The following is a 22862-nucleotide window of genomic DNA, read 5'->3' on the forward strand; positions in this document are numbered from 1 at the left end:
CTGTAAATTATGTAAATCATACTAAATAATGTTATGATTAGACAGGTCGTATAAACGAAAGCATTTACCTTTCATAAGATTACAAAACGTTTCAATCTTATTACATATGTTTAAAATTAGCCTAAATGGTTTCTTTTTACGCCTATATCATATACAATGCCCCCTAGATGATTTTTTCGAATAGCTAATAATCGTTTGGGATTATGAAAGGAGATTAATCATGAGAAAACTGATGTATACATTGCTCATTGGGTTAATTGCTGCAGCTTTAACAGCTTGTGGTTCAAACGATGATGCAAAGCAATCAAAGAACGATGATCAAAAAACTGCACAAACTGAGAAGCAAAAAGAGGCTCAGGAAAAGCAGGAAAAGCAAGCAAAAGAAATGCAGAAGAAATTAGATAAACAAAAAGTAGATGAAAAGAAAACCGTAGCAGTTGTAAACGGTAAAAAAGTTTCGGGTGAAGAATATAATGCAGCCCTGGCTACATCACAAAATCAGTACCAACAAATGGGACAAGACCCAACTTCTAAAGAAGCAGCTAAACAAGTAAAGCAGCAAACAATTGACAATTTAGTAGGTCAAACGCTGCTATTGCAAGAAGCTGAAAACAAAGGCTATAAAGCAACTGATGAAGAAGTAAATAAAAAGTTAAAAGAAACGAAAAAGCAGTTCAAAACAGATAAACAGTTCAAAGCGGCTTTAAAAGATGCAGGAATCACTCAATCACAATTAAAGTCTGAGCTGGCTGACAGCATTAAATATCAGCAGTACGTAGATAAAGATATCCAAACACCTGAAGTAACAGATAAGGAAATTCAAGATTATTACGATCAATTTGCAAAACAAAGCCAAAGTCAAGCAAGCGGCAGTAAAGAACAATCTCAAATGCCAAAGCTTGAAGACGTAAAGCCTCAAATTAAGCAGCAGCTTGAACAACAAAAGAAACAAGAAGCATTACAGAAAAAAGTTGAAGAACTTAAGAAAAATGCAAAAGTTGAAGTGAAGCTTTAAATACAAATGAAACGGCCCTTTAAAGGGCCGTTTTTTTGTTATGTACATTTATTGCTTCTTGTCAGTAAAAAGGGGTGCGTGAAAGATTTTAATGTATTTTGACTTATAAGGTAAAAAGTGTTCTGATGGTTTGCCTTTCATCCTATACTTTCCTTATATAGATATAAGAGAAATTGGGGGAGTCGATAAATGAAAAAGGTGGCTGTTTTTTTTGTTGGGCTTGTTTTTTTACTCGCAGGGATGGGTCTGACAGGCAATGCTTCTGCGGCGTCAAATCAACTTATTATCATTAATAAATCTACTAACACCCTTGCTTTTTATAATGGAGGAAAATTAGTAAAGACGTTCAAAGTTGCGACAGGGAGGCAGATGAGTTATACACCAGAGGGTACTTTTAGCATTGTGAATAAAATTAAAAACCGGCCTTATTATAAAGACAACATTCGCGGAGGAGATCCTAGGAATCCACTAGGTGATCGCTGGCTAGGATTAAATGCGCGCGGAACGTATGGGACCACGTACGCTATTCATGGAAATAATAATCCAAGTTCTATCGGAACCTACGCAAGTTCAGGGTGCATTCGTATGTATGATGAAGAGGTACGCTGGCTGTTTGACCGCGTTCAAACCGGTACAAAAGTGGTTATTGGTCAATTTCATTCTCAAAGTTTTGATTCAATCGCTATTAAAAACAAATACAAAATAAGCAGTACTCCAGTTGCCCAGAATCTTTGTAAAACGAAAAAGCTCTCAAAAGGCCAAATTGGTTTTGTAACGATTCAATCACCGATGGTTTTGTTAAAAGAAGAACAAGGAAAATGGGTAAAGATTCGTACGTTAAATCGCGGTGAACGTTACAATGTATATAAAATAGATGGCATTAAAGTCTCTTTAGGACCAGGATTTATTGAAAATTACCCTAATAAAAAAACATCCATAAAATTAGATATTTGCAAATAGAAAATGAGGCTGGGACAAAAGTATTTTAGCCTAAGTGAAAAACGAACCATTGATCAGAATTTTGATTCTTGGTTCGTTTTTTTATTATGGTGAACGCAGGTTTCATCTGTTTCGTTCCTTCTAGCAGTTGATGGGAGGATGAAGACTCCTGCGGCAGCCCGCGGAAAGCGAAGTCTTGCACGGAAGTCAACAGTGGTGTCACAAGCTAATGTATCCATTTGTTCGTCTTTAGATTGGATTTATTTCGTTATGTCTCACCCTCATTTTTTGAATTTTTAATAATGTTTATTATAATAAAAAACAGGGAAACTAATTGCCTAATGAAGAGAGAGAAAGGGTTGTTTGAGCGTATGTCTACAATAGACTTATCAAAATTCGAGAAAAAAATGATTATTCGTAACATCAAACCGGACGATATAGATGAAATCTTAGCACTTCAAAAGCTATCATTCCCCGGAATGGATCCGTGGAAAAAAGAACAGCTTGAAAGTCATCTGGCCATTTTTCCAGAAGGACAAATATGTGCAGAGTACGACGGGGAAATTATCGGATCTTGTTCCAGCTTGATTGTGAACTTTGATGAGTACGATGATCAGCATACGTGGGACGATATTACAGACGAAGGATACATTACAAATCATAACCCGGAAGGCTACAATCTGTATGGAATTGAAGTAATGGTTCATCCAAAGTATCGCGGCATGAAAATAGGACGCCGCTTATATGAAGCGCGTAAAGATTTAGCACGTGAATTGAACCTTAAAAGTATCATCATCGGAGGAAGAATTCCTAATTACCATAAGCATTCAGCTGAAATGTCGCCTAGAGAGTATGTAGAGCAAGTTATTCATCATAAAATTTATGATCCAGTACTATCTTTTCAGCTAATGAACGGATTTACGCTTATGCGTATAAACCCTGGTTATCTTCCTGATGACCTAGCTTCTAATAAGTATGCAACGCTGATGGAATGGAACAACGTAGATTATGTTCGCCGTTCAAAACGCCATTTTAAAACATCATTCCCAGTGCGTATTTGTGTTGTTCAGTATATGATGAAACAGATCAATTCATTTGAAGAGTTTGCAACACAGGTAGAATATTATACAGATGTTGCTTATGATGCAAAAGCCGACTTCTGCGTATTCCCGGAAATTTTCACAACTCAGCTCATGTCTTTCTTGAATGAAAAAATTCCAAGCAAAGCGGTTCAGCGCGTAGCAGAATATACGGAAGAGTACATTGAGTTATTTACTAACTTAGCGGTTAAATATAACGTAAATATTATTGGAGGATCCCACTTCGTCGAAGAAGATAATGGAGATATCTTTAATATTGCCTATCTATTCCGCCGAGATGGAACAATTGAAAAGCAGTACAAAGTGCATATTACACCTAATGAAAGAAAATGGTGGGGAATTAGCCCAGGAGATAAAGTTGAAGTGTTTGATACAGATTGCGGGAAAATTGCGATCCAAATTTGCTATGACATTGAATTTCCGGAGCTTGCTCGTATTGCTACAGATAAAGGTGCAAATATTATTTTTACACCATTCTGTACGGAAGATCGTCAAGGCTATCTGCGCGTAAGATACTGCTCTCAGGCTCGTGCGATCGAAAACCAAATTTATACGGTTATCGCAGGTACGGTTGGAAATCTGCCTGAAACAGAAAATATGGATATTCAGTACGCTCAGTCTGCTATTTTTGCACCGTCTGACTTTGAATTTGCACGAGACGGTATTGTAGGAGAATGTAACCCTAATATTGAAATGGTGGTTATTGGAGATGTAGATTTAGAAATTCTTCGTCGCCAGCGTCAATCAGGAACGGTTCGTCAATTAAAAGATCGACGCCATGACGTTTACAATATTAAATATAAAAAATAACGCAGTTTCTAAAAACATCATGCAAATGCATGGTGTTTTTTATTTCAACTTTTGCCATAATAAAAACTATTACAATGAATTTTGTGGACTAACCATGGAAAAGAGGGGAAAACATGAGTTTTCATGGACAATCGGTATTACCCGCTGTTCGAGATATGAAGCAATTGGAAAATTTTTTAGTAAGCAATTACGAGTACGGAGTTCTTTTAGACAATCAAGTGGGCATGCTAAAAGGAATTATGAGAGAGGTTCATAAGCATGAAAAAAAGCTAATCATTCATTTAGACTTAATTCATGGCTTAAAGCACGATGAGTATGCGGTTGATTTTTTGTGTCAGGAGTTTAAGCCTGCGGGGATTATTTCGACAAGAACAAACGTCATTTTAAAAGCTAAACAAAGAGGAATCTATGCCATTCAACGGGTCTTTTTATTAGACAGCACGGCTTTGAAGAAAAGCTACGAGTTAATGAAGAAAGTAAAACCCGATTATATTGAGCTTCTTCCTGGAATTGTGCCCACTTTAATCCAAGAAGTCAAAGCTGAAACAGGCATTCCAGTGTTAGCCGGAGGTTTAATACGAACCGAAGAAGAAGTTCGTAATGCTTTAGGAGCTGGGGCTTCTGCTGTTACAACATCAAATAGAGAACTGTGGAGTATTTCAACTTAAAAAAACTGTTTGACAACGCTTTCATCATCTAGTAAACTTCTAGATAAGTTAATAGTTGTGAGGGAGAATAGGAGATCCACGGTATAGCCTTTTAATGATTTTATTAGGGGGATGTATGGTGGATTTTCTTATTTTCTTGTAATGTTAACCGTGTTTATACAAAGGGGAGGTATTTATATGCAAGCATTTTTAGGAGAAGTAATTGGAACAATGATACTAATTATCCTTGGCGCTGGTGTATGTGCGGGCGTCAATTTAAAAAAATCGTTTGCTGCTAATTCAGGATGGATCGTTATCACAATGGGGTGGGGAATGGCAGTAGCCATGGCAGCATATGCGGTTGGTAATATGAGTGGAGCACACTTAAACCCAGCGCTAACAGTAGCGCTTGCTATTACAGGTGATTTTCCATGGTCGCAAGTACCGATGTACATTTTAGCTCAGTTTATTGGAGCGATTCTTGGTGCAACAGTTGTTTATTTACACTATCTTCCACACTGGAAAGAAACAAAAGATGCTGGTACAAAACTAGGCGTATTTGCAACGGGGCCAGCAATTGCGAACCCATTTGCAAACGTTTTAAGTGAGGCGATTGGAACATTTGTATTAGTAGTAGGAATTTTAGCAATTGGAGCAAATAAATTTACAGATGGATTAAATCCTTTAGTAGTAGGATTTTTAATCGTAAGTATTGGTTTATCATTAGGAGGAACAACGGGGTATGCTATCAACCCTGCTCGTGATTTAGGACCTCGTATTGCTCATGCTATCTTGCCGATACCGGGTAAAGGCAGCTCGAACTGGAAATATGCTTGGGTGCCAGTAGTGGGGCCTCTATTAGGCGGATCAATTGGCGCAGTCTTTTATCAAGCAGCATTCTTAAATAAAATGTCTAACAGCTTATGGATTGTCTTAAGTATTGCAGTGATTGTTTTAGCGGTTATCTACGCGGTTTCTAAACAAAAAGCAGCGCAAATTCAATCAGCAGTAGTACCGAAAAAATGAATGCGCTTTACCATCTAACTATGTACAATAAAGAAACGACACTATACAGAGAATAGGGGATATTGATATGGAAAAATTTATTTTATCTTTAGACCAAGGAACAACGAGCTCACGAGCAATGTTATTTAATAAAAAAGGTGAAGTTGTGCATGTAGCTCAAAAAGAGTTTACACAGTACTTTCCAAAACCAGGTTGGGTAGAGCATAATGCAAGTGAAATTTGGGGTTCTATCCTTGCTGTTATTGCATCTTGTCTATCTGAGTCAGGCGTTCACGCGGACCAAATTGAAGCAATTGGGATTACCAATCAGCGTGAAACAGCCGTAGTATGGGAAAAAGCAACAGGAAAACCCGTGTATAATGCTATCGTATGGCAGTCTCGACAAACGTCTGGTATTTGTGAAGAGTTAAAAGCAAAAGGATTAAACGATACGTTCCGCGACAAAACGGGGTTATTAATTGACGCATACTTCTCTGGAACAAAAGTAAAGTGGATTTTAGATAACGTAGAAGGTGCACGAGAAAAAGCGGAAAACGGTGAATTGTTGTTCGGAACAATCGATACATGGTTAATTTGGAAGTTATCAGGCGGAAAAGCGCATGTAACGGATTACTCAAATGCCTCTCGCACGCTTATGTTCAATATCTACGATTTAAAATGGGATGATGAACTGCTAGATATTTTAGGAGTACCGAAATCTATGCTTCCAGAAGTAAAGCCTTCTTCTGAAGTATACGCTCATACAGTAGATTATCACTTCTTCGGTCAGAGCATTCCAATTGCGGGAGCAGCAGGAGATCAGCAAGCCGCTTTATTTGGACAAGCGTGCTATGAAAAAGGAATGGCGAAAAACACGTATGGAACAGGCTGCTTTATGCTCATGAATACAGGTGAAAAAGCAGTTAAGTCGGATCACGGTTTGTTAACTACATTAGCATGGGGGATCAACGGCAAAGTAGAATACGCGCTTGAAGGCAGTATTTTTGTAGCAGGATCTGCTATTCAGTGGCTTCGCGACGGTTTAAGAATGTTTAAAAATGCGTCTGAAACTGAAAACTATGCAACAAGAGTAGAATCGACAGACGGCGTATATATTGTGCCAGCTTTCGTAGGACTTGGAACACCTTATTGGGACAGCGATGTACGTGGAGCGATGTTTGGATTAACTCGCGGTACAAAAAAAGAACACTTTATCCGTGCAACGCTTGAATCATTAGCTTATCAAACAAGAGACGTATTAAGCGCGATGGAAGCAGACTCTGGAATTACATTAAAAACATTGCGTGTAGACGGAGGAGCAGTTAAGAATAATTTCTTAATGCAGTTCCAAAGTGATGTGTTAAATGTTCCTGTTGAGCGTCCTCAAGTGAATGAAACAACCGCTCTTGGGGCAGCATATTTAGCGGGTCTTGCGGTCGGCTACTGGAAAGATTGTGATGAAATTGCGAAGCAGTGGAATATGGAAAAATCTTTCGAACCAAATATGGAAGAAGAACAACGTGAAGAATTATATAGCGGCTGGAAAAAAGCCGTACATGCAACAATGGCTTTTAAGTAATTATTTGATGAAAATCCTTTAATTAAAAGCGCATGTATGATATAATGTATTCAAGTTAATAAATTGGTTGGAGAATCGGAGAGACCACAGATCCATATGTAGGCATACTATATATGTGATTTGTGGTCTCTCTTTTTGTATATTGGAAAATTTTGATATCTTTGAAAAATGAAAGGGGAATGACGTATGTTTTCAAGTCAAACACGTTCGAATAAATTGGTAGACATGACACAAAATCAATATGATTTATTAGTAATTGGTGGGGGAATTACTGGGTCAGGTATTGCACTTGATGCGACTCATCGAGGCATGAAAACGGCATTAGTTGAAATGCAGGATTTCGCAGCAGGAACATCTAGTCGTTCAACGAAGCTTGTTCACGGCGGTCTACGCTATTTAAAACAGTTTGAAGTTAAAATGGTAGCCGAAGTTGGTAAAGAACGTGCCATTGTATATGAAAATGGCCCTCATGTAACGACTCCGGAGTGGATGCTGTTACCTTTCCATACGGGTGGAACATTTGGGAAATTCTCAACTTCAATTGGACTGCGCGTATATGATTTCTTAGCAGGGGTAAAACGTGCAGAGCGCCGCAAAATGTTTAGCGCAGAAGAAACGCTTAGACGCGAGCCACTGGTGAAATCTAAAGAGTTAAAAGGCGGCGGTTACTACGTTGAATATAAAACAGATGATGCACGTTTAACGATTGAAGTAGCTAAAGAAGCTGCTGCAAGAGGAGCAGATTTAGTCAATTACACAAAAGTGGAAAACTTCATCTACGATAAAGGAAAAGTAGTAGGGGCTGTTGTTCGCGATCAGCTTACGAATAAAGAATATAATATCTATGCAAAAAAAATCGTCAACGCTGCAGGTCCATGGGTGGACACGCTGCGTGAAAAAGATAATTCAAAAAAAGGCAAGCAGCTTCAACTAACAAAAGGAATTCACTTAGTTATTGATCAAGAGCGCTTTCCGTTAAAACAAGCCATTTACTTTGATACACCTGACGGACGTATGGTATTTGCGATTCCGCGTGATGGAAAAACATACGTAGGCACAACAGACACGGTCTATAAAGAAGACGCTAGACATCCGCGTATGACTGTAAAAGACCGTCAATATGTTGTTGATGCAATTAACTATATGTTCCCAACGGTTGATATTACAGTAGACGACGTAGAATCAAGCTGGGCGGGTGTTCGTCCACTTATTCACGAACAAGGAAAAGATCCTTCTGAAATTTCGCGTAAAGATGAAATCTGGACATCAGAATCAGGTTTAATTACAATCGCTGGAGGGAAATTAACTGGGTACCGTAAAATGGCTGAAATTGTCGTAAATCGCGTAGCTGAAGATTTTAAAGCAGAAGGACGCGAATTTGAAAGCTGTCAAACTAAACATTTACCGATTTCTGGAGGTAATGTAGGAGGTTCAGGCGGGTTCCCAACGTTTGTAGAGCAAAAAGTCAAAGAAGGCATCAAACTAGGGTTATCACGTGACGCTGCTGAAAAGCTTGTAAAACGCTATGGCTCAAACGTAGACAAAGTATACCGCTACATGATTGAACGTCCGGATCAGCTAAAAAACAGCGATCTTCCAGCTAGTGTATTTTTGCAAATTCAATATGGTATCGAAGAAGAAATGGTTTCGAAACCAGTGGACTTCTTCATTCGACGTACGGGCGCTTTATTCTTTGATATCAACTGGGTAAGAAGCTGGAAAAAACAAGTGATTGCTCATATGGCCGAAGAGTTAAAGTGGACGCCTGAGCAAACAAAAACTTATACGGATGAATTAGAACAGCACCTTCATGACGCAGTTGTACCAGTAGATGAAAAAGTTAACCGTATGACAGGTATTTCATGATAAAATAAAAAAGTACCTCAAAATTTGTCAATACAGCCATAATATAATAGCAGGAAGTCAAATTTTGACGAAGAAATATAATATGACTGTTAAAAAAAGAGAAAGACGATTACTCGTTTTTCTCTTTTCATACATATTTACATTTATATAAGGGGGCTTTTTTTATGAGTTGGAAAGAAACGTATACATCTTGGATTAATCACCCAAATTTAGATCCTGAATTACGTCAAAATTTGGATGCAATCAAAGGTGATGAAAAACAATTAGAAGATAGTTTTTACAAAACATTGGAATTTGGAACAGGCGGAATGCGTGGAGAAATTGGAGCGGGTACAAACCGTATGAATACATATACAATCCGAAAAGCTTCTGAAGGCTTTGCTGAGTACATTAAACAAGCTGGCGAAGAAGCTATCAAGCAAGGCGTAGTCATTGCATATGATTCTCGCCACAAATCGCCTGAATTTGCGATGGAAGCAGCAAAAACATTAGCAAGCCACGGAATTAAAACGTATGTATTTGAAGAGCTAAGACCAACACCTGAACTTTCATTTGCAGTGCGTGAGTTAAACGCATTTGGAGGTATTGTTATTACAGCGAGCCACAATCCTCCTGAATATAATGGATACAAAGTATATGGTCCAGACGGTGGTCAGCTGCCGCCAAAAGAAGCTGATGAACTAGTTGGCTTTGTAAATGCTGTGGAAAATGAACTTACATTAGCTGTTCAATCTGAAGCGGAGCTAAAAGAAAAAGGTGTTATTGAAATGATTGGTTCAGCGATTGACGAAGCATACAATGAGAAGCTAAAAACGATCTTAATTAATCCAGAGCTAGCTTCTGAAATAGGTAAAGACTTAAAGGTAGTTTTTACACCTCTACATGGTACAGCTAATAAGCCAGTTCGCAACGCGCTTCAATCCATCGGTTACGGAAATGTTACGGTTATTGAAGAACAAGAACTTCCTGATCCGAATTTCTCGACGGTTAAATCTCCGAATCCTGAAGAGCCGGCTGCATTTGAATATGCTGTTCGTAAAGGAAAAGAAATTGATGCCGATATCTTAATCGCAACGGATCCAGATGCAGACCGTTTAGGAATTGCTGTCAAAGATCCAAGCGGCGAATATGCGTTATTAACAGGAAACCAAACCGGTGCTTTATTGCTTCACTATTTGCTTTCTCAAAAGAAAGAAAAAGGCGTGCTGCCTGCTAATGGCGTTGTGTTAAAAACGATTGTAACGTCAGAAATCGGCGCACAAATTGCTCGTTCATTTGGATTGCAAGTTGTTGACACTCTAACAGGTTTTAAATTTATCGGTGAAAAAATTAAGCAATATGAGCAAACGGGCGAGTATACATTCCAATTCGGCTATGAAGAAAGCTACGGCTATTTAATTGGTGACTTTGCTCGTGACAAAGACGCTGTACAAGCAGCCATTCTAGCGGTAGAAGCTTGTGCTTATTATAAAAAGCAGGGCATGACGCTATATGAAGCGCTTCAGCAAGTGTTTACTAAATATGGTTTCTATCGTGAAGGTCTGAAATCTTTAACGCTTAAAGGAAAAGAAGGATCTGAGCAAATTCAGCATATTTTGGCTACATTTAGAAATGAGCCTCCTACTGACATTGCAGGGTTAAATGTTTCGGTTGTAGAGGATTATACATTAAGTGAGCGCCAGCATATTAAAGCAGGAAAAGTAGAAGAGATTACATTACCAAAATCAAATGTATTAAAATATATCTTAGAGGACGGTTCTTGGTTCTGCCTTCGTCCGTCTGGTACAGAGCCAAAGGTGAAGTTCTATTTTGGCGTCGTGTCAGAAGATGAAGCAACGAGCATTGCCCATTTAGAAGCTGTACAAACAGCTGTAATGGGTGAAGTGGAGCATGTACTAGATAAAGTGAAAACGGTATAAAAATAAAGCCTGCTCAAACTTGAGCAGGCTTCTTTTAGGATACTTTATTTGATTGCGTATTTGACAAATATGAAGAAGATCGTAGGGCTTTATAAATTCTCGGAGCAAGCATAGCCCCAAGAACAGTGAAAATAAGATCCTTTACGGCAAACCACGACATAATCTTCCAAGCAGCTGCGTATGTCATTGCAGGAGCTTCAAGCCAGTAGTTAACCGCTATATACATATACGTAGTACCAATTAAATAAATAACGGCAATACCAACTAGCGATGAAATTAAAAAGATAGAAAAAGTCGGCTTGCCGCGCATTTCCATAATTTTTCCTGTGATAAATGCAGCGACAATATAAGAAAGCAAAAAGCCGCCGGTGCTTCCAAATAAAATACCAATTCCTGCTTTAAATTGAGCAAATACCGGAGCGCCGGCAATGCCAATTAATACATATACAATCATCGAAATAGAACCCATTCGGCTCCCAAGTAAAAGTCCTGCTAATATAACAAAAAAAGGCTGAAGCGAAAGAGGCACGCCGCCTACTTGTAAAAAAGGTGCCCAAGAAGTAATGTTTGCACCAATAGCCATAAGAGCTGCAAACATACCAGCTAATGTTAAATCTAATGTGCGAAACCTTTTAGTATTCATATATGTTCCTCCCAGTATGTACTGAAATATCTTAGCGTATGTACTGAAGATTGTACGTCGAATTCACTTTTATGTCAACGATAAAAATAAATATGTTTACATATATTATTTGATGTTTTTTGAAATAAAATATGCATATTTTTAGTGCAACATAAAAAAATAAAGAAGGGAATTCATCCCTTCTTTGTCCAAGTGTGTGTATCAAAAATACTAGTACAATGATTCTTCCAGAAGCTCCGGGTTGTGCTCCGAATATTCCGTTGCATGATCAATGTAGCGTAGTAAAGAATAGAGCTCTTCTTGAATGATGCGGTAGTTTCGTTCAAAATTGTAGGCGTGCAAAAAATGTTCAATCTTTTTTGAAAGAAAATCGTCGTCTGTTCGAACCATTAAAATTAATAAGTTATCCCATTGTGAACGGTGTGTGTAATATAAAGCTCGATCATAATCAATTACATCCATTAATAACGTTCCTCCTTTTGAGGAGTTGAAATTAGTGTATGATATTTGCGGGAATTCTTACGCTGTAAATGTTGGGCAAAAGACCAGTGCATAATTAAAAGAGGTTGTAGTCATTATGTAAGAAGAATAAACGTACAGCACCAGCTAAATGATAAGAAAGGCAAAGAATGATGCAGCGTAACACTTAAATTACATCCATTATTTAAGACAACTAAATAAAAATCCCCTTTTCTTGAAAAAATAAAGCTTCTTTTTGATGAAAACACATGAATTGACATGTTTGTACATAGATTGAAGTAAGGAGTGAAAGGGGGAGCTGTCGTGAAAGAAGCAGATTATAAGCAATTATACCGTGCGATTGATGAAATTACGGAAATAGCTAGCGGTTTCGGCCTGGATTTTTATCCGATGCGCTATGAAATTTGCCCGGCAGATATTATTTATACGTTTGGTGCATATGGGATGCCAACTCGTTTTTCACATTGGAGCTTTGGAAAACAATTTTACAAAATGAAATTACACTACGATCTTGGATTGAGTAAAATTTATGAATTAGTTATCAATTCAGATCCTTGTTATGCATTTTTATTGGATTCCAATGCGCTTATTCAAAATAAATTAATTGTAGCTCACGTGTTAGCTCACTGTGACTTCTTTAAAAATAACAGCCGTTTTGCCAACACGAAACGGGATATGGTAGAAAGTATGGCAGCGACCGCTGATCGAATTAAAGAATACGAAGTAAAGCACGGTAAGCGTGAAGTAGAAAAGTTTTTGGATGCTGTCTTATCGATTCAGGAACATATTGATCCGTCTCTTATGCGTGCCAAGCTTTCTTGGAGCATAGATGATGTAGAATCATCGGAAGAAGAAATCATTTCTCCTTATGATGATTTATGGAATTTGGATTATAAAGAAAAGAAAAAACCAAAACCTCCAAAGTCTTTTAAAAAATTTCCGCCTCAGCCTGAAAAAGACATCTTATTATTTATTGAAGAATACAGTCCTTATTTAGAGGATTGGCAGCGGGATATTTTAACGATGATGCGAGAAGAAATGCTTTATTTCTGGCCGCAGCTTGAAACAAAAATTATGAATGAAGGCTGGGCTTCTTTCTGGCATCAACGCATTATTCGAGAAATGGACTTAACGAGTGATGAAGCGATAGAATTCGCGAAGCTAAATGCAGGGGTTGTGCAGCCGTCCAAGACGGGAATCAATCCATATTATTTGGGATTAAAAATCTTTGAAGACATTGAAGAACGCTACAACAATCCAACCGAAGATATGATTCGCCGGGGCGTCGAGCCCGGGTCAGGAAGAGAGAAGATGTTTGAGGTACGTGAGGTTGAATCAGATATTTCCTTTATCCGCAATTACTTAACAAAAGATTTAGTTATGCGGGAGGATATGTACTTATTCCAAAAACAAGGAAAAGACTATAAAATCGTCGATAAAGAGTGGACAGAAGTTAGAGATCAGCTTGTTAATATGCGCGTAAACGGAGGATTTCCTTACATCACAGTAACCAATGGAGACTATTTAAAAAATGGAGAGCTCTATTTAAAACACTGGTATGAAGGAATTGAATTAGATGTTAAATACTTAGAAAAAGTGGTACCGTACGTTCATCAGCTTTGGGGCCGACCGGTTCATTTAGAAACGATGATGGAAGGCAAGCCAATTGCCTTCACGTATGATGGGAAGACAGTGCATCGAAAACATTTATAAAAAGGAGACCGCTTAAACAGCGGTCTTTTTGTGCTTCTGTAATTTTATTATCCATATAAATTGAAAAAATAAAATTACTATGCAATAATTTGGTGAGAATCATTTTCATTTAGAAAGGGAGATAAGATGTTTGTTGTAAACGCAAGTTTTGAAACGGAAAAGAAATTTGAAGAACGGCTCAAGCAAAAAGCTAAGAAAAACAAAACAGAAATTGAGGAAGCCAAAGGAAATTTATCGTTCGAATGCTGGAAAAAAGATTCCGCGGATAAAGTCGAATATATCTTTGTATCCAAGTGGGAAGAAAAACAGTTCTTTCAAGCTTGGATTTCAAGAGAAGAACATGTGAATGAACATAAAGAAGCGAATAAAAAGAAAACGAAAGCATTTTCTGAAGCTATGGAAATCAAGAAAACGCTGCGTTTTTATGAGGCGGTAGAAGAAGACATTCTTTCCTAAAAAAGCACGCTTGACTTTCATAAATGTTGTAACTATAATGATTACAACAAAATAGGAGTGAGAGTAATGAAAATTAGCAGTCGATTCACCGTGGCCGTTCACATACTGTCTTTAATTAAAGTAGATAGCAGTCATCCTAGTACTTCAGAGTGGATTGCTAGCAGTGTAAATACAAATCCTGTTGTTATAAGACGAGTAATTGGGATGTTAAAGAAAGCTGGACTTGTGGGCGTAAAAGCCGGAGCTGGCGGAGCTTATCTATTGAAAGATTTAGAAGAGATAACGTTGTTAGACGTTTATCGAGCGGTAGCGGCTGTGGAAGAAGGAGAATTGTTTCAAATGCATGAAAATCCGAATGTGGAGTGTCCTGTAGGAGCCAATATTCAAAGTGTCCTTGAATTGATTTTAAAACGTTCTCAAGATGCCATGGAACAAGTCTTAGCCGATGTGACGATGAAAGAATTAGTGACGGATTTAATAGCAAAAATAGATGCATAATAACATGCGTCTGTTCGTAAAAAAACGGAGAAACCCAGGTTTCTCCGTTTTTTTATAGCTTCACAATTGTTCGTCCTCGAGCTTGTCCTTTTAATAAAGTAGGAAGAACCTGAGGGAGATCTTGTAAAGAAACTTCCTGCTGAATGAAAGGTTCGAAGCTTTCAGGTTTAAAGTCATTAGCGAGTCTATTCCAAATCTCTTTTCGAGTAGGCATTGGACAGTAAACAGAATCGATGCCGAGTAAATTAATCCCTCTCAAAATGAAGGGAAAGACCGTTGTTGGCACTTTGCCTCCAGCTGTTAGCCCGCTGACCGCTACAGAGCCTCCGTACTGAATTTGACTGAGGACAGAAGCTAGGGGCTCTCCACCCACAGGATCCACTGCAGCGGCCCATTTTTGCTTGCCTAATGCTTTTAATTTGCCGTTATAAACGTCTTCACGCGCTACAATAGAGGAAGCGCCAAGCTCTTTCAAATAAGCTGCTTCCGAGCTTTTTCCTGTACTTGCTTCCACTGTGTAGCCTAATTTTGAAAGAATGGCAACCGCAAAGCTTCCTACACCTCCCGTAGCCCCTGTTACAAGCACAGAGCCGTTAGATGGACTAGTATGGTTTTCCTCTAAGCGATGCACAGATAAAGCAGCTGTAAAGCCAGCTGTTCCGATAATCATTGCTTCTTTTAACGTCAAATTTTCAGGAAGAGGGACAATCCATTCGCTGCGTAAGCGCGCATACTCACTGTAGCCTCCAAAGTGTGATACGCCAATGTCATAGCTTGTTGCGATGACACGATCACCTTCTTTAAAATCAGGGCTGTCAGAAGATACAACGATTCCTGCTAGGTCAATACCTGGAACAAACGGATAGCTTGTCACAATATTGCCGTTTGCGATGCTGGCTAAGCTATCTTTATAATTCACCCCTGAATAATGAACGCGAATAAGTACATCGCCTTCTGGCAAATCGTTTAGCGTCAGTTCTTGGACAGACGCCTCCACTTGTTCTTCACCTGTTTTATCTACTACTAATGCTGAAAATGATTGCTTCATTTTATTTCTCCTTTCTATACTGAGATGTATATGCCTATACATAGATTACCTTATTTCTATACCCATTATAGAAAATAGTAAAAGAAGTTCATAATACTTTGATTACCAAAGAGGCCATTTCATTATAAAATAGCGGTACAGCTATTACGTAGCGATACATAGAAAAGAGGAGAAGAGACATGAGCACAAACATATATTTTAACCATGATGCAGGGATTGATGATTTAGTATCCCTTTTTTTACTGCTGCAAATGGATGATGTAAAGGTAACGGGGGTATCTGTCATTCCTGCTGACGGATACTTAGAGCCAGGTATCAGCGCAAGCCAAAAAATTATTGATCGTTTTGGAAGTTATGATATCGAGGTAGCCAAATCTACTTCACGTGGTATGAACCCATTTCCAAAAGAATGGCGCATGCATACGTTTTATGTAGATGCACTGCCAATTTTAAATGAAAAAGGGAAAGTGCAAACAAAAATAAGTCAGCTGCCTGCTCATGATCATTTAATTGAAACATTGCAGCACACAGACGGAAAAACGACTTTATTATTTACAGGACCGCTAACTGATTTGGCAAGAGCACTTGAAAAAGCGCCTGAAATAGAAGAGAAAATTGATAAGTTAGTGTGGATGGGCGGTACATTTCAAGAAGTAGGAAATGTGCAGGAGCCTGAACATGATGGAACGGCGGAATGGAATGCTTTTTGGGATCCAGAAGCAGTAGCAAGAGTATGGGAAAGCAGCATTAAAATTGAGATGGTTGCTTTAGAAAGCACGAATCAAGTTCCATTAACGCCGGCTATTCGCCAAATGTGGGCTTCACTTCGCAGGTATGAAGGAGTAGACTTTGTAGGGCAGTGCTACGCGGCTTGCCCGCCGCTTGTGCATGTTGAAACCAATTCGACTTATTATTTGTGGGACGTACTCACAACAGCATTTACAGGGAATTCAACACTTGTGAAGGTAAAAACCGTTTCGAGTATTGTGTATACAGAAACACCAAGACAAGGAAGAACAGAAATTTCTGAAGAGGGACGACCTGTAGACGTCGTGTATGACGTCACAGCTGAAGCATTCTTTACGTACATTACAGATTTAATGAAAAAAGCAGTAGCCAAATAAAGAAAAAGGTTGCACGTGAAAATGTGCAACCTTTTTAATGAATCATATTCAAGAATTGACGTGTCCGCTCTTGTTGAGGATTTGAAAATATTTGATCCGGTGTACCTCTTTCCATAATGACACCTTGATCCATAAAAATAACTTCATCTGCTACTTCACGGGCAAAGCGCATTTCATGAGTTACCACCACCATCGTCATTCCTTCTTTTGCCAGGTCTTTCATCGCTTGAAGAACGTCTCCTACAAGCTCAGGGTCAAGAGCTGAAGTAGGCTCATCAAATAGCATAACTTTTGGGTCCATCGCCATTGCTCTGGCGATGCCAACACGCTGTTGTTGTCCGCCAGACAGCTGGAAAGGGTAAAAGTCGAGCTTATCGCCTAAGCCAACGCGTGTTAACAATTCTTTACCTCTTTTTTCTGCCTCTTGAGTAGAAACGCCTTTTACAATTACAGGACCTTCCATAACATTTTCAAGCGCACTTTTATGAGGAAATAAGTTATAGTTTTGAAAGACCATACCTGTTAGGCTTCGAAATGAAGTAATGTCTTTTTTACGAACAGGTTTGTTGAAATTCATGCTTTTTTTATCAAGTTCAATCGTGCCGTCTGTTGGGATTTCTAAAAGATTTAAGCAACGTAAAAAAGTAGTTTTACCCGATCCAGAAGGACCAATTAATACAATTACCTTGCCCTGTTCAACTTCTAAATCAATCCCTTTTAATACTTGCAAATCACCGAATGATTTATGCAAATTTTTGATATTAATCATATGAAAAACTCCTTTAGCTACTCGAAACGGTTATTTAGATACGTAACGATCTAGTCTTATTTCAATGCGTCCTTGGATAATGGATAAGATTGTACACATAATCCAGTACAAGAGCGCTGCTTCACTATAAAGAAGTAAAAATTCATAGTTAGTCGAAGCAATTTCTTGAGCTTTACGGAACATCTCAGAAACAAGAATAAGCGATGCAAGTGACGTATCTTTAATAAGGCTAATAAAAGAGTTAGATAATGGCGGAATCGATACACGTGCTGCTTGCGGTAAAATAATCCGTCTTAACGCTTGGGAATAGGTCATACCAAGTGAGTAGCCAGCTTCCCACTGTCCTTTAGGAATAGATTGAATCGCTGCTCGGATAATTTCAGATGCATACGCACCTACACTTAATGAAAATCCAATAATAGCAGAGATAAATGGGTCAATTGTTATATCTAAATTGGGTAAGCCGTAGAAAATAATAAATAATTGCACAAGCAGCGGTGTACCTCGAATAATCGATACATAGATGCGCGCAATTATATTTAAAACTTTTATAGATGATAAACGAGCCAAGGCTGTTAAGACAGCTAAAATGATACCGAGTACAAACGTGATTAATGTTAGTGGAATAGAATATTGAATAGCTCCCTTTAGCATTGGTAAGAGAGATGATTGAGCGATTGAAATCAATTGATTCAATCGCTCTCCATCAGGAAAAATATTATTTAGGAGAAACATCTTCGCCAAACCATTTCTTAGAAATTTTTGCGTATGTTCCGTCTTTTTTCATATCTTTCAATGCTTTGTTTACTTCATCCACTAACTTACCGCTGTCTTTTCTAAACATAAAGCCGCTTGCAGCACCATCGGATTTTTCATCCGCGATTTTGATAGGTGCGTTAGGGTGCTTTTTCTTATAGTCAAGGAACGATAATTTATCGTTGATTGTAGCATCAACACGGTTTGCGCTCATTAGTTCTACTGCTTGAGCAAAACCTTCAGCACTCGTAATGTTTGCACCATAAGATTGAGCCATGTCTTTGTAGTTACTTGTTAATGACTGTGCTGATTTTTTTCCTTTTAAATCTTTAAATGATTTGATATCTTTTTCGTCTTTACGAACAATTAATACGGCGCCTGACTGGATGTATGGGTCAGAGAAATCGTATTTCTTTTGACGATCTTCACGAATACCCACTTCATTAGCAATCATGTCAAAGCGTTTAGCATCTAATCCGGCAAACATGCCATCCCACTGTGTTTCTTTGAACTCAGCTTTTACGCCAAGACGTTTAGCTACTTCTTGAGCCAATTCTACATCAAACCCAGTTAGCTTTTGTTTGTCATCATGAAAAGTGAACGGAGGGTATGTACCTTCAGTTCCAATTGTTAATACGCCATCTTTTTTCACTTTATTATATAAATCCTCTTGTGAAGATTTATTGTCTCCATTGTTTGCTTCATTTTTTGAGCTAGAACCGCATGCGGCAAGCACAACTGTGAAAGCTAATAGTAGCGACAAAAGTGCAGCAAATTTCTTCATTTTCTAAACCCCCTAGTATTCTGATAGGAAATGATACTCTGTGATACTAAACAAGAACACAGCAAAAGTCAACAAAAAAAACTTATACGATTAATGTGACTTAAAATAAGGGAAATATACCTTCTATACACGGTTTGTCATAAGGATACAGAAAGATTTTAAAATTTGGATTAAGTGGATTTTTAAGGGATATTTGAGGAGTAAAAAGGAAGTTTCATGCGACGATTTTCTCTTTCATTTTTTCATGACTTTTGGTGCAATAAACATATAGTTAAATGTTAAGGTAGAAATAAATTCCTTATGGTACACTTAAAGAAGAATTTATGAAACGGAGCGATATGATGAAAGCCATAAACTTAATCTCAATTGCCTTTGGTGCTATCGCTGGTACATATGCGCGTTATTTGCTAAATCTTTCCTTATTATATACGGGCTATCCAATAGGAACGGTAATTGAAAACCTATTAGGAAGCTTCATACTAGGCCTATTAACAGGATTTTTTGCGTGGAAAAAGCCAAAAGAATGGATAAAGCTTGGACTAGGAGTTGGCGTGTGCGGCGGTTTTACAACGTATTCAACCTTTGCAGGAGACGTCATTTCTCTCACTCAGCACCATTTATTTTGGGGAGCCATTTATGTCATTGTCTCTTTAGTAGGTGGAATCCTTCTTGCTTTAGCAGGCTATCTATGCGGTGAAGCGGCAGGGAAAAATTTAGTGAAAGTACATGAGGTGAAGTAAATGAGCATAGTGAGCTTGGCACTTGGCGGGGCAGCTGGAGGAATATGCCGTTATCTTTTGGGTTTAAAAGTTACAAAAACAGTTTCAAACCCTCCTTTTCCAGTCTCAATGCTGTTTGTAAACTTGCTCGGTGCGTTTGGGCTTGGTCTTTTTTACGGTAGTTATTATGGAAAGGTTCCGAGTCATGCTTATGATGATTCAATATTTTTAATGATTGGCATTGGGTTTTTTGGTGCCTTTACCACTTTTTCAACGTTTAGTGTGGAAACCGTACAGTTAATTCGGGAAAAATCTTATCGGAAAATGTTGGCGTACGTGGGGATTTCAGCATTTGGAACAGTTGGTTTATTTACAGTCGGTTTACTGGCAGGAACGTTTTTATTATAAGTAAAGAGAACGTTTCTAGTAGGGAAAAACAAAAAGACGGAGAAGTAGAGAATGGATAGAAAAGCAGAAGTTTGGAAATACATTTTGTTGATTGTAGCTGTTGCAGGTCAGATCATTGGTTTTTTATTTTTATTTATAAATGTTGTGGCGGCATTTATTTTTTACGGTTTTTATATTCTAACTTTTATTATGTTACTCCTGCTGTTTATATGGGATCGGAAAAAGGAAAAAGACAAAGAAGAATTTGACGACTATACCGATTACTAACTATATAAAAAGCAGAATGATTCGGTGCGCCGGGCCTCTTAGTAAAGAAGCTTAAAAGATACATCTATAAAAGGAAGAGAGCCGTAAGAGCATAAAGAGATATTGTATTTACATCTAGTTGTGTTATAATTTTAAGTGCAAAAACAAAATCAATAAATAGCAATCACTAGGGGAGCTTTTTGAAGCTGAGACGGATGTATTTCGGACCCTTTGAACCTGATCTGGTTTGGACCAGCGTAGGGAAGTGGCGATCATGTTTACATAACGATGCATGCTAACCACTCTACGTTGTAGAGTGGTTTTTTGTATGTAATAAAGCCCTCTGCACAAGATGAAGTGATTGAAATTTCTCTTTATTCTGAGTGGAAAGGTTTCGATCATGTGGATATTCCTAAATTTCATGTCATTACAACAGATAAGCAGCCAATCGAAGAGCTTCAAAAAATTTTAACGGCTATCGCGCCTTTTGCGGGCGCCATTCATATTAGAGAAAAAAAGAAAACGGCAAAGCAGATTCAATGTTTACTAGAAAGCCTACCATTTTGTCGCTCTAAAATTATTGTGAATGACCGAGTTGATGTAGCGCATGCTTTAAAAGCAAAAGGTGTACAGCTTGCCTATCATAGTTTAGACGTTTCGTTTGTTATAGACGCATTTCCTTCTCTTATTGTTGGAAAGTCAGTTCACTCTGTGGAAGAGGCTTTAGAAGCTGAAAAAGATGGTGCTCACTACATTTTATACGGACATATTTATTCAACACATTCAAAAAAAGAATTAAAAAGTCGAGGGATAGCGGCACTAAAAGAAGTAGTAGACGCTGTGCAGATACCGGTTATTGCCATTGGAGGAATTACACCTGTAAATGCCAAAGAGGTACTTCAAACAGGAGCACACGGTATAGCCGTGATGTCTGGTGTCATGCTTGCGCAAGATCCCCTGAAAGCGATTAAACAATATTCTCATATATGGACATCTGGAGGTGGAGAAAATGAAGCAGCATTATGATGTACTGTTAATCGGAGGAGGTATAATCAGCTCTTCTATCGCTTATCATTTGTCAAAACAAGGAGCGTCAGTAGCTATTCTTGAACGCAATCAAGTTGGTTGTGAAGCTTCAAGTGCAGCCGCTGGTATTTTAGGTGCTCAAGCTGAAATTGATGAAGAAGGTCCTCTTTTAGACCTTGCTATTAAGAGCAGAAGCATGTTTCCTGAACTGGTGAAGGAACTAAAAGAAAAAACGGCTATCGACGTAGAGCTCATTCAAAAAGGCTTATTAAAAGTCGCTGTAACAGAAGAAGATGCACACGTATTAAAGAAAAAAGCCGCTCAGCACCACCGGTGGGACAAAGATGTAAGATGGATCGATGTAAAAGAAGCGCGTTTGTTAGAACCCGGGCTCTCTCCAGACATATACGGAGCCATTACAATACCGGGAGACGGCCAGCTAGCTCCGGCTAAGTTAACACAAGCTCTTGCTCATGGAGCCTTGTATCACGGAGCAGATGTATTCGAATACTGTGACGTTCACTCTCTGATTATGGAAAATGAAACAGTAAAAGGGGTACAGACGTCCAAAGGCTCTTTTTATGGAGAAAAAGTAGTGATTGCAGCAGGCTCATGGGCTAAACGCTTTATTTCTTCTGAACATTTAGGCGAGGTGTTTCCTGTAAAAGGAGAGTGTATTGCTCTGCAAAGTTATAAGCCCCTGCTTTCTAAAACGATTTTTTTAGATGAAGGTTTTTACTTAGTCCCTAAGACTGGTGGAAGAATCGTAATCGGGGCAACTAAGCTGCAGCATGATTTTACTAAGACCGTTTCTGCACAAGGTATTCAATTTTTGCTGAATAAAGCTTCTGCGCTTCTGCCGGCCATTAAAGAAGCCACATTTGAAAAAGCATGGGCTGGTCTTCGTCCACAAACAAATGATGGCTGGCCTTATTTAGGAGAGCACCCTGAAATAGCGAATCTGCACATGGCTTTTGGCCACTACCGAAACGGTATTTTATTAAGCGCTGCAACTGGAAAAATTATGGCTGATGCTTTGTTAGGGAAAAAGCCAAATCATTCATTCTTTACATCATTTCAGCTAACGAGAGCAATGGAGGGAGTTCATTGAATCTAATTATTAACGGTAAGACCGTCACTGTCGGAGATGAAATTGAAACGGTCGAGCACTTGCTGCAGGCTCAGAGTCTGCATGAGCGAGTTGTAATTGTTGAATTAAACAAGAATATTTTGCAAAAAGAAGAACATAGCGATGCATGCTTAAAAGATGGAGATACATTAGAAGTTGTTTCATTTGTTGGAGGAGGATGAA

At 38.5% G+C, this 22862-nt stretch carries 25 protein-coding genes and 1 riboswitch; of the genes, 19 read left to right on the plus strand and 6 right to left on the minus strand.

Annotation, left to right across the window (positions count from 1 at the left end; translation table 11 throughout):
* Nucleotides 1–220 precede the first annotated feature (220 nt).
* From CEQ83_RS02660 to CEQ83_RS02695, 9 genes are all read left to right on the plus strand, one after another.
* Nucleotides 221–1015, plus strand: a complete 795-nt coding sequence (locus tag CEQ83_RS02660) for a SurA N-terminal domain-containing protein (RefSeq protein ID WP_033580669.1) — start codon at nt 221–223, stop codon at nt 1013–1015.
* Nucleotides 1016–1204: 189 nt separating this feature from the next.
* Nucleotides 1205–1975: a L,D-transpeptidase gene (locus CEQ83_RS02665; RefSeq protein WP_098999429.1), complete on the plus strand. Its 771-nt coding sequence runs from the start codon at nt 1205–1207 to the stop codon at nt 1973–1975.
* A 138-nt stretch (nt 1976–2113) separates the two neighbouring features.
* Nucleotides 2114–2254, plus strand: a complete 141-nt coding sequence (locus CEQ83_RS27330) for a hypothetical protein (protein ID WP_165573913.1) — start codon at nt 2114–2116, stop codon at nt 2252–2254.
* Nucleotides 2255–2325: 71 nt separating this feature from the next.
* The gene (locus CEQ83_RS02670; protein ID WP_013055260.1) at nt 2326–3864 is read left to right on the plus strand and encodes a carbon-nitrogen hydrolase family protein; all 1539 of its coding nucleotides are present in this window, start codon (nt 2326–2328) and stop codon (nt 3862–3864) included.
* Between the two features lie 113 nt (nt 3865–3977).
* Entirely contained in the window at nt 3978–4532 is a 555-nt protein-coding gene (locus CEQ83_RS02675) for a glycerol-3-phosphate responsive antiterminator (RefSeq protein ID WP_033580667.1), read from the plus strand.
* Nucleotides 4533–4709: 177 nt separating this feature from the next.
* Nucleotides 4710–5537: an MIP/aquaporin family protein gene (locus tag CEQ83_RS02680; RefSeq protein ID WP_033580666.1), complete on the plus strand. Its 828-nt coding sequence runs from the start codon at nt 4710–4712 to the stop codon at nt 5535–5537.
* A gap of 67 nt (nt 5538–5604) precedes the next feature.
* Entirely contained in the window at nt 5605–7095 is a 1491-nt protein-coding gene (glpK, locus tag CEQ83_RS02685; protein ID WP_098999428.1) for a glycerol kinase GlpK, read from the plus strand.
* 186 nt (nt 7096–7281) lie between these two features.
* The gene (locus CEQ83_RS02690) at nt 7282–8961 is read left to right on the plus strand and encodes a glycerol-3-phosphate dehydrogenase/oxidase (protein ID WP_028412590.1); all 1680 of its coding nucleotides are present in this window, start codon (nt 7282–7284) and stop codon (nt 8959–8961) included.
* Nucleotides 8962–9125: 164 nt separating this feature from the next.
* Nucleotides 9126–10880 (plus strand): phospho-sugar mutase, encoded by a 1755-nt coding sequence (locus CEQ83_RS02695; RefSeq protein ID WP_028412589.1) that lies wholly within the window; start codon nt 9126–9128, stop codon nt 10878–10880.
* Nucleotides 10881–10914: 34 nt separating this feature from the next.
* Here the strand turns inward: CEQ83_RS02695 and CEQ83_RS02700 are convergent, their stop codons facing one another.
* Both CEQ83_RS02700 and CEQ83_RS02705 read right to left on the minus strand, forming a co-directional pair.
* Entirely contained in the window at nt 10915–11523 is a 609-nt protein-coding gene (locus CEQ83_RS02700) for a biotin transporter BioY (protein ID WP_014461709.1), read from the minus strand.
* Between the two features lie 210 nt (nt 11524–11733).
* Nucleotides 11734–11985 (minus strand): YhdB family protein, encoded by a 252-nt coding sequence (locus CEQ83_RS02705; RefSeq protein WP_013055267.1) that lies wholly within the window; start codon nt 11983–11985, stop codon nt 11734–11736.
* A gap of 321 nt (nt 11986–12306) precedes the next feature.
* Here CEQ83_RS02705 and CEQ83_RS02710 point away from each other — a divergent pair, with 321 nt between their 5' ends.
* From CEQ83_RS02710 to CEQ83_RS02720, 3 genes are all read left to right on the plus strand, one after another.
* Nucleotides 12307–13716: a SpoVR family protein gene (locus CEQ83_RS02710; protein ID WP_014461707.1), complete on the plus strand. Its 1410-nt coding sequence runs from the start codon at nt 12307–12309 to the stop codon at nt 13714–13716.
* A gap of 126 nt (nt 13717–13842) precedes the next feature.
* Nucleotides 13843–14172, plus strand: a complete 330-nt coding sequence (locus CEQ83_RS02715; protein WP_033580661.1) for an antibiotic biosynthesis monooxygenase family protein — start codon at nt 13843–13845, stop codon at nt 14170–14172.
* A 66-nt stretch (nt 14173–14238) separates the two neighbouring features.
* The gene (locus CEQ83_RS02720; protein ID WP_013081642.1) at nt 14239–14670 is read left to right on the plus strand and encodes an Rrf2 family transcriptional regulator; all 432 of its coding nucleotides are present in this window, start codon (nt 14239–14241) and stop codon (nt 14668–14670) included.
* A 52-nt stretch (nt 14671–14722) separates the two neighbouring features.
* On the opposite strand, the gene CEQ83_RS02725 is transcribed toward CEQ83_RS02720, so the two are convergent.
* A complete protein-coding gene (locus CEQ83_RS02725; protein WP_028412585.1) occupies nt 14723–15718 on the minus strand; it encodes an NADPH:quinone oxidoreductase family protein in 996 nt (331 codons plus the stop codon).
* 179 nt (nt 15719–15897) lie between these two features.
* On the opposite strand from CEQ83_RS02725, the gene CEQ83_RS02730 reads away from it, so the two are divergent.
* Nucleotides 15898–16842 carry a nucleoside hydrolase gene (locus CEQ83_RS02730; RefSeq protein WP_028412584.1) on the plus strand — a complete coding sequence of 315 codons (945 nt, stop codon included), beginning with the start codon at nt 15898–15900 and terminating at the stop codon, nt 16840–16842.
* Between the two features lie 34 nt (nt 16843–16876).
* Here CEQ83_RS02730 and CEQ83_RS02735 read toward each other — a convergent pair whose 3' ends face one another.
* Genes CEQ83_RS02735 through CEQ83_RS02745 form a run of 3 tightly spaced genes read right to left on the minus strand, consistent with a single transcriptional unit; the run spans nt 16877 to nt 19151 of the window.
* Nucleotides 16877–17611, minus strand: coding sequence for an amino acid ABC transporter ATP-binding protein (locus CEQ83_RS02735; protein WP_098112842.1), 735 nt, complete (start codon nt 17609–17611; stop codon nt 16877–16879).
* A 30-nt stretch (nt 17612–17641) separates the two neighbouring features.
* On the minus strand, nt 17642–18346 hold the full coding sequence (locus tag CEQ83_RS02740) for an amino acid ABC transporter permease (protein ID WP_013055275.1): 705 nt from the start codon (nt 18344–18346) through the stop codon (nt 17642–17644).
* Nucleotides 18330–19151, minus strand: coding sequence for an amino acid ABC transporter substrate-binding protein (locus CEQ83_RS02745; protein WP_013081647.1), 822 nt, complete (start codon nt 19149–19151; stop codon nt 18330–18332). Before CEQ83_RS02745 ends, CEQ83_RS02740 begins: the two co-directional genes overlap by 17 nt.
* A gap of 341 nt (nt 19152–19492) precedes the next feature.
* Here CEQ83_RS02745 and CEQ83_RS02750 point away from each other — a divergent pair, with 341 nt between their 5' ends.
* The 6 genes from CEQ83_RS02750 (at nt 19493) to thiS (ending at nt 22861) form a co-directional block, all read left to right on the plus strand.
* Nucleotides 19493–19891: a fluoride efflux transporter FluC gene (locus tag CEQ83_RS02750; RefSeq protein WP_028412581.1), complete on the plus strand. Its 399-nt coding sequence runs from the start codon at nt 19493–19495 to the stop codon at nt 19889–19891.
* On the plus strand, nt 19892–20278 hold the full coding sequence (gene crcB, locus CEQ83_RS02755; protein WP_028412580.1) for a fluoride efflux transporter CrcB: 387 nt from the start codon (nt 19892–19894) through the stop codon (nt 20276–20278).
* A 51-nt stretch (nt 20279–20329) separates the two neighbouring features.
* Nucleotides 20330–20545, plus strand: a complete 216-nt coding sequence (locus tag CEQ83_RS02760) for a hypothetical protein (RefSeq protein ID WP_013055279.1) — start codon at nt 20330–20332, stop codon at nt 20543–20545.
* A gap of 158 nt (nt 20546–20703) precedes the next feature.
* Nucleotides 20704–20805, plus strand: a riboswitch (TPP riboswitch).
* Between the two features lie 121 nt (nt 20806–20926).
* Complete coding sequence (locus tag CEQ83_RS02765) at nt 20927–21550, plus strand: thiamine phosphate synthase (RefSeq protein ID WP_028412579.1); 624 nt, start codon at nt 20927–20929, stop codon at nt 21548–21550.
* Nucleotides 21534–22661, plus strand: a complete 1128-nt coding sequence (gene thiO, locus CEQ83_RS02770) for a glycine oxidase ThiO (RefSeq protein ID WP_098999427.1) — start codon at nt 21534–21536, stop codon at nt 22659–22661. The genes CEQ83_RS02765 and thiO overlap by 17 nt, the downstream gene beginning before the upstream one ends.
* Nucleotides 22658–22861: a sulfur carrier protein ThiS gene (gene thiS, locus CEQ83_RS02775; protein ID WP_028412577.1), complete on the plus strand. Its 204-nt coding sequence runs from the start codon at nt 22658–22660 to the stop codon at nt 22859–22861. The genes thiO and thiS overlap by 4 nt, the downstream gene beginning before the upstream one ends.
* The last annotated feature ends 1 nt before the right edge of the window (nt 22862 follow it).

The sequence above is a fragment of the Priestia megaterium genome (assembly GCF_009497655.1).
GTDB classification, from domain to species: Bacteria; Bacillota; Bacilli; order Bacillales; family Bacillaceae_H; genus Priestia; species Priestia zanthoxyli.

Excerpts from the sequence above, each read along its gene's own strand:
- thiO (WP_098999427.1), top strand. The coding sequence starts at position 21,534 with ATGAAGCAGCATTATGATGTACTGTTAATCGGAGGAGGTATAATCAGC.
- CEQ83_RS02680 (WP_033580666.1), top strand. The coding sequence starts at position 4,710 with ATGCAAGCATTTTTAGGAGAAGTAATTGGAACAATGATACTAATTATC.
- CEQ83_RS02690 (WP_028412590.1), top strand. The coding sequence starts at position 7,282 with ATGTTTTCAAGTCAAACACGTTCGAATAAATTGGTAGACATGACACAA.
- CEQ83_RS02750 (WP_028412581.1), top strand. The coding sequence starts at position 19,493 with ATGAAAGCCATAAACTTAATCTCAATTGCCTTTGGTGCTATCGCTGGT.
- CEQ83_RS02735 (WP_098112842.1), bottom strand. The coding sequence starts at position 17,611 with ATGATTAATATCAAAAATTTGCATAAATCATTCGGTGATTTGCAAGTA.
- glpK (WP_098999428.1), top strand. The coding sequence starts at position 5,605 with ATGGAAAAATTTATTTTATCTTTAGACCAAGGAACAACGAGCTCACGA.
- CEQ83_RS02695 (WP_028412589.1), top strand. The coding sequence starts at position 9,126 with ATGAGTTGGAAAGAAACGTATACATCTTGGATTAATCACCCAAATTTA.
- CEQ83_RS02720 (WP_013081642.1), top strand. The coding sequence starts at position 14,239 with ATGAAAATTAGCAGTCGATTCACCGTGGCCGTTCACATACTGTCTTTA.
- CEQ83_RS02705 (WP_013055267.1), bottom strand. The coding sequence starts at position 11,985 with ATGGATGTAATTGATTATGATCGAGCTTTATATTACACACACCGTTCA.
- CEQ83_RS02730 (WP_028412584.1), top strand. The coding sequence starts at position 15,898 with ATGAGCACAAACATATATTTTAACCATGATGCAGGGATTGATGATTTA.
- CEQ83_RS02660 (WP_033580669.1), top strand. The coding sequence starts at position 221 with ATGAGAAAACTGATGTATACATTGCTCATTGGGTTAATTGCTGCAGCT.
- CEQ83_RS02670 (WP_013055260.1), top strand. The coding sequence starts at position 2,326 with ATGTCTACAATAGACTTATCAAAATTCGAGAAAAAAATGATTATTCGT.
- CEQ83_RS27330 (WP_165573913.1), top strand. The coding sequence starts at position 2,114 with ATGAAGACTCCTGCGGCAGCCCGCGGAAAGCGAAGTCTTGCACGGAAG.
- CEQ83_RS02760 (WP_013055279.1), top strand. The coding sequence starts at position 20,330 with ATGGATAGAAAAGCAGAAGTTTGGAAATACATTTTGTTGATTGTAGCT.
- CEQ83_RS02665 (WP_098999429.1), top strand. The coding sequence starts at position 1,205 with ATGAAAAAGGTGGCTGTTTTTTTTGTTGGGCTTGTTTTTTTACTCGCA.
- CEQ83_RS02745 (WP_013081647.1), bottom strand. The coding sequence starts at position 19,151 with ATGAAGAAATTTGCTGCACTTTTGTCGCTACTATTAGCTTTCACAGTT.
- CEQ83_RS02740 (WP_013055275.1), bottom strand. The coding sequence starts at position 18,346 with ATGTTTCTCCTAAATAATATTTTTCCTGATGGAGAGCGATTGAATCAA.
- CEQ83_RS02715 (WP_033580661.1), top strand. The coding sequence starts at position 13,843 with ATGTTTGTTGTAAACGCAAGTTTTGAAACGGAAAAGAAATTTGAAGAA.
- CEQ83_RS02675 (WP_033580667.1), top strand. The coding sequence starts at position 3,978 with ATGAGTTTTCATGGACAATCGGTATTACCCGCTGTTCGAGATATGAAG.
- CEQ83_RS02725 (WP_028412585.1), bottom strand. The coding sequence starts at position 15,718 with ATGAAGCAATCATTTTCAGCATTAGTAGTAGATAAAACAGGTGAAGAA.
- CEQ83_RS02700 (WP_014461709.1), bottom strand. The coding sequence starts at position 11,523 with ATGAATACTAAAAGGTTTCGCACATTAGATTTAACATTAGCTGGTATG.
- crcB (WP_028412580.1), top strand. The coding sequence starts at position 19,892 with ATGAGCATAGTGAGCTTGGCACTTGGCGGGGCAGCTGGAGGAATATGC.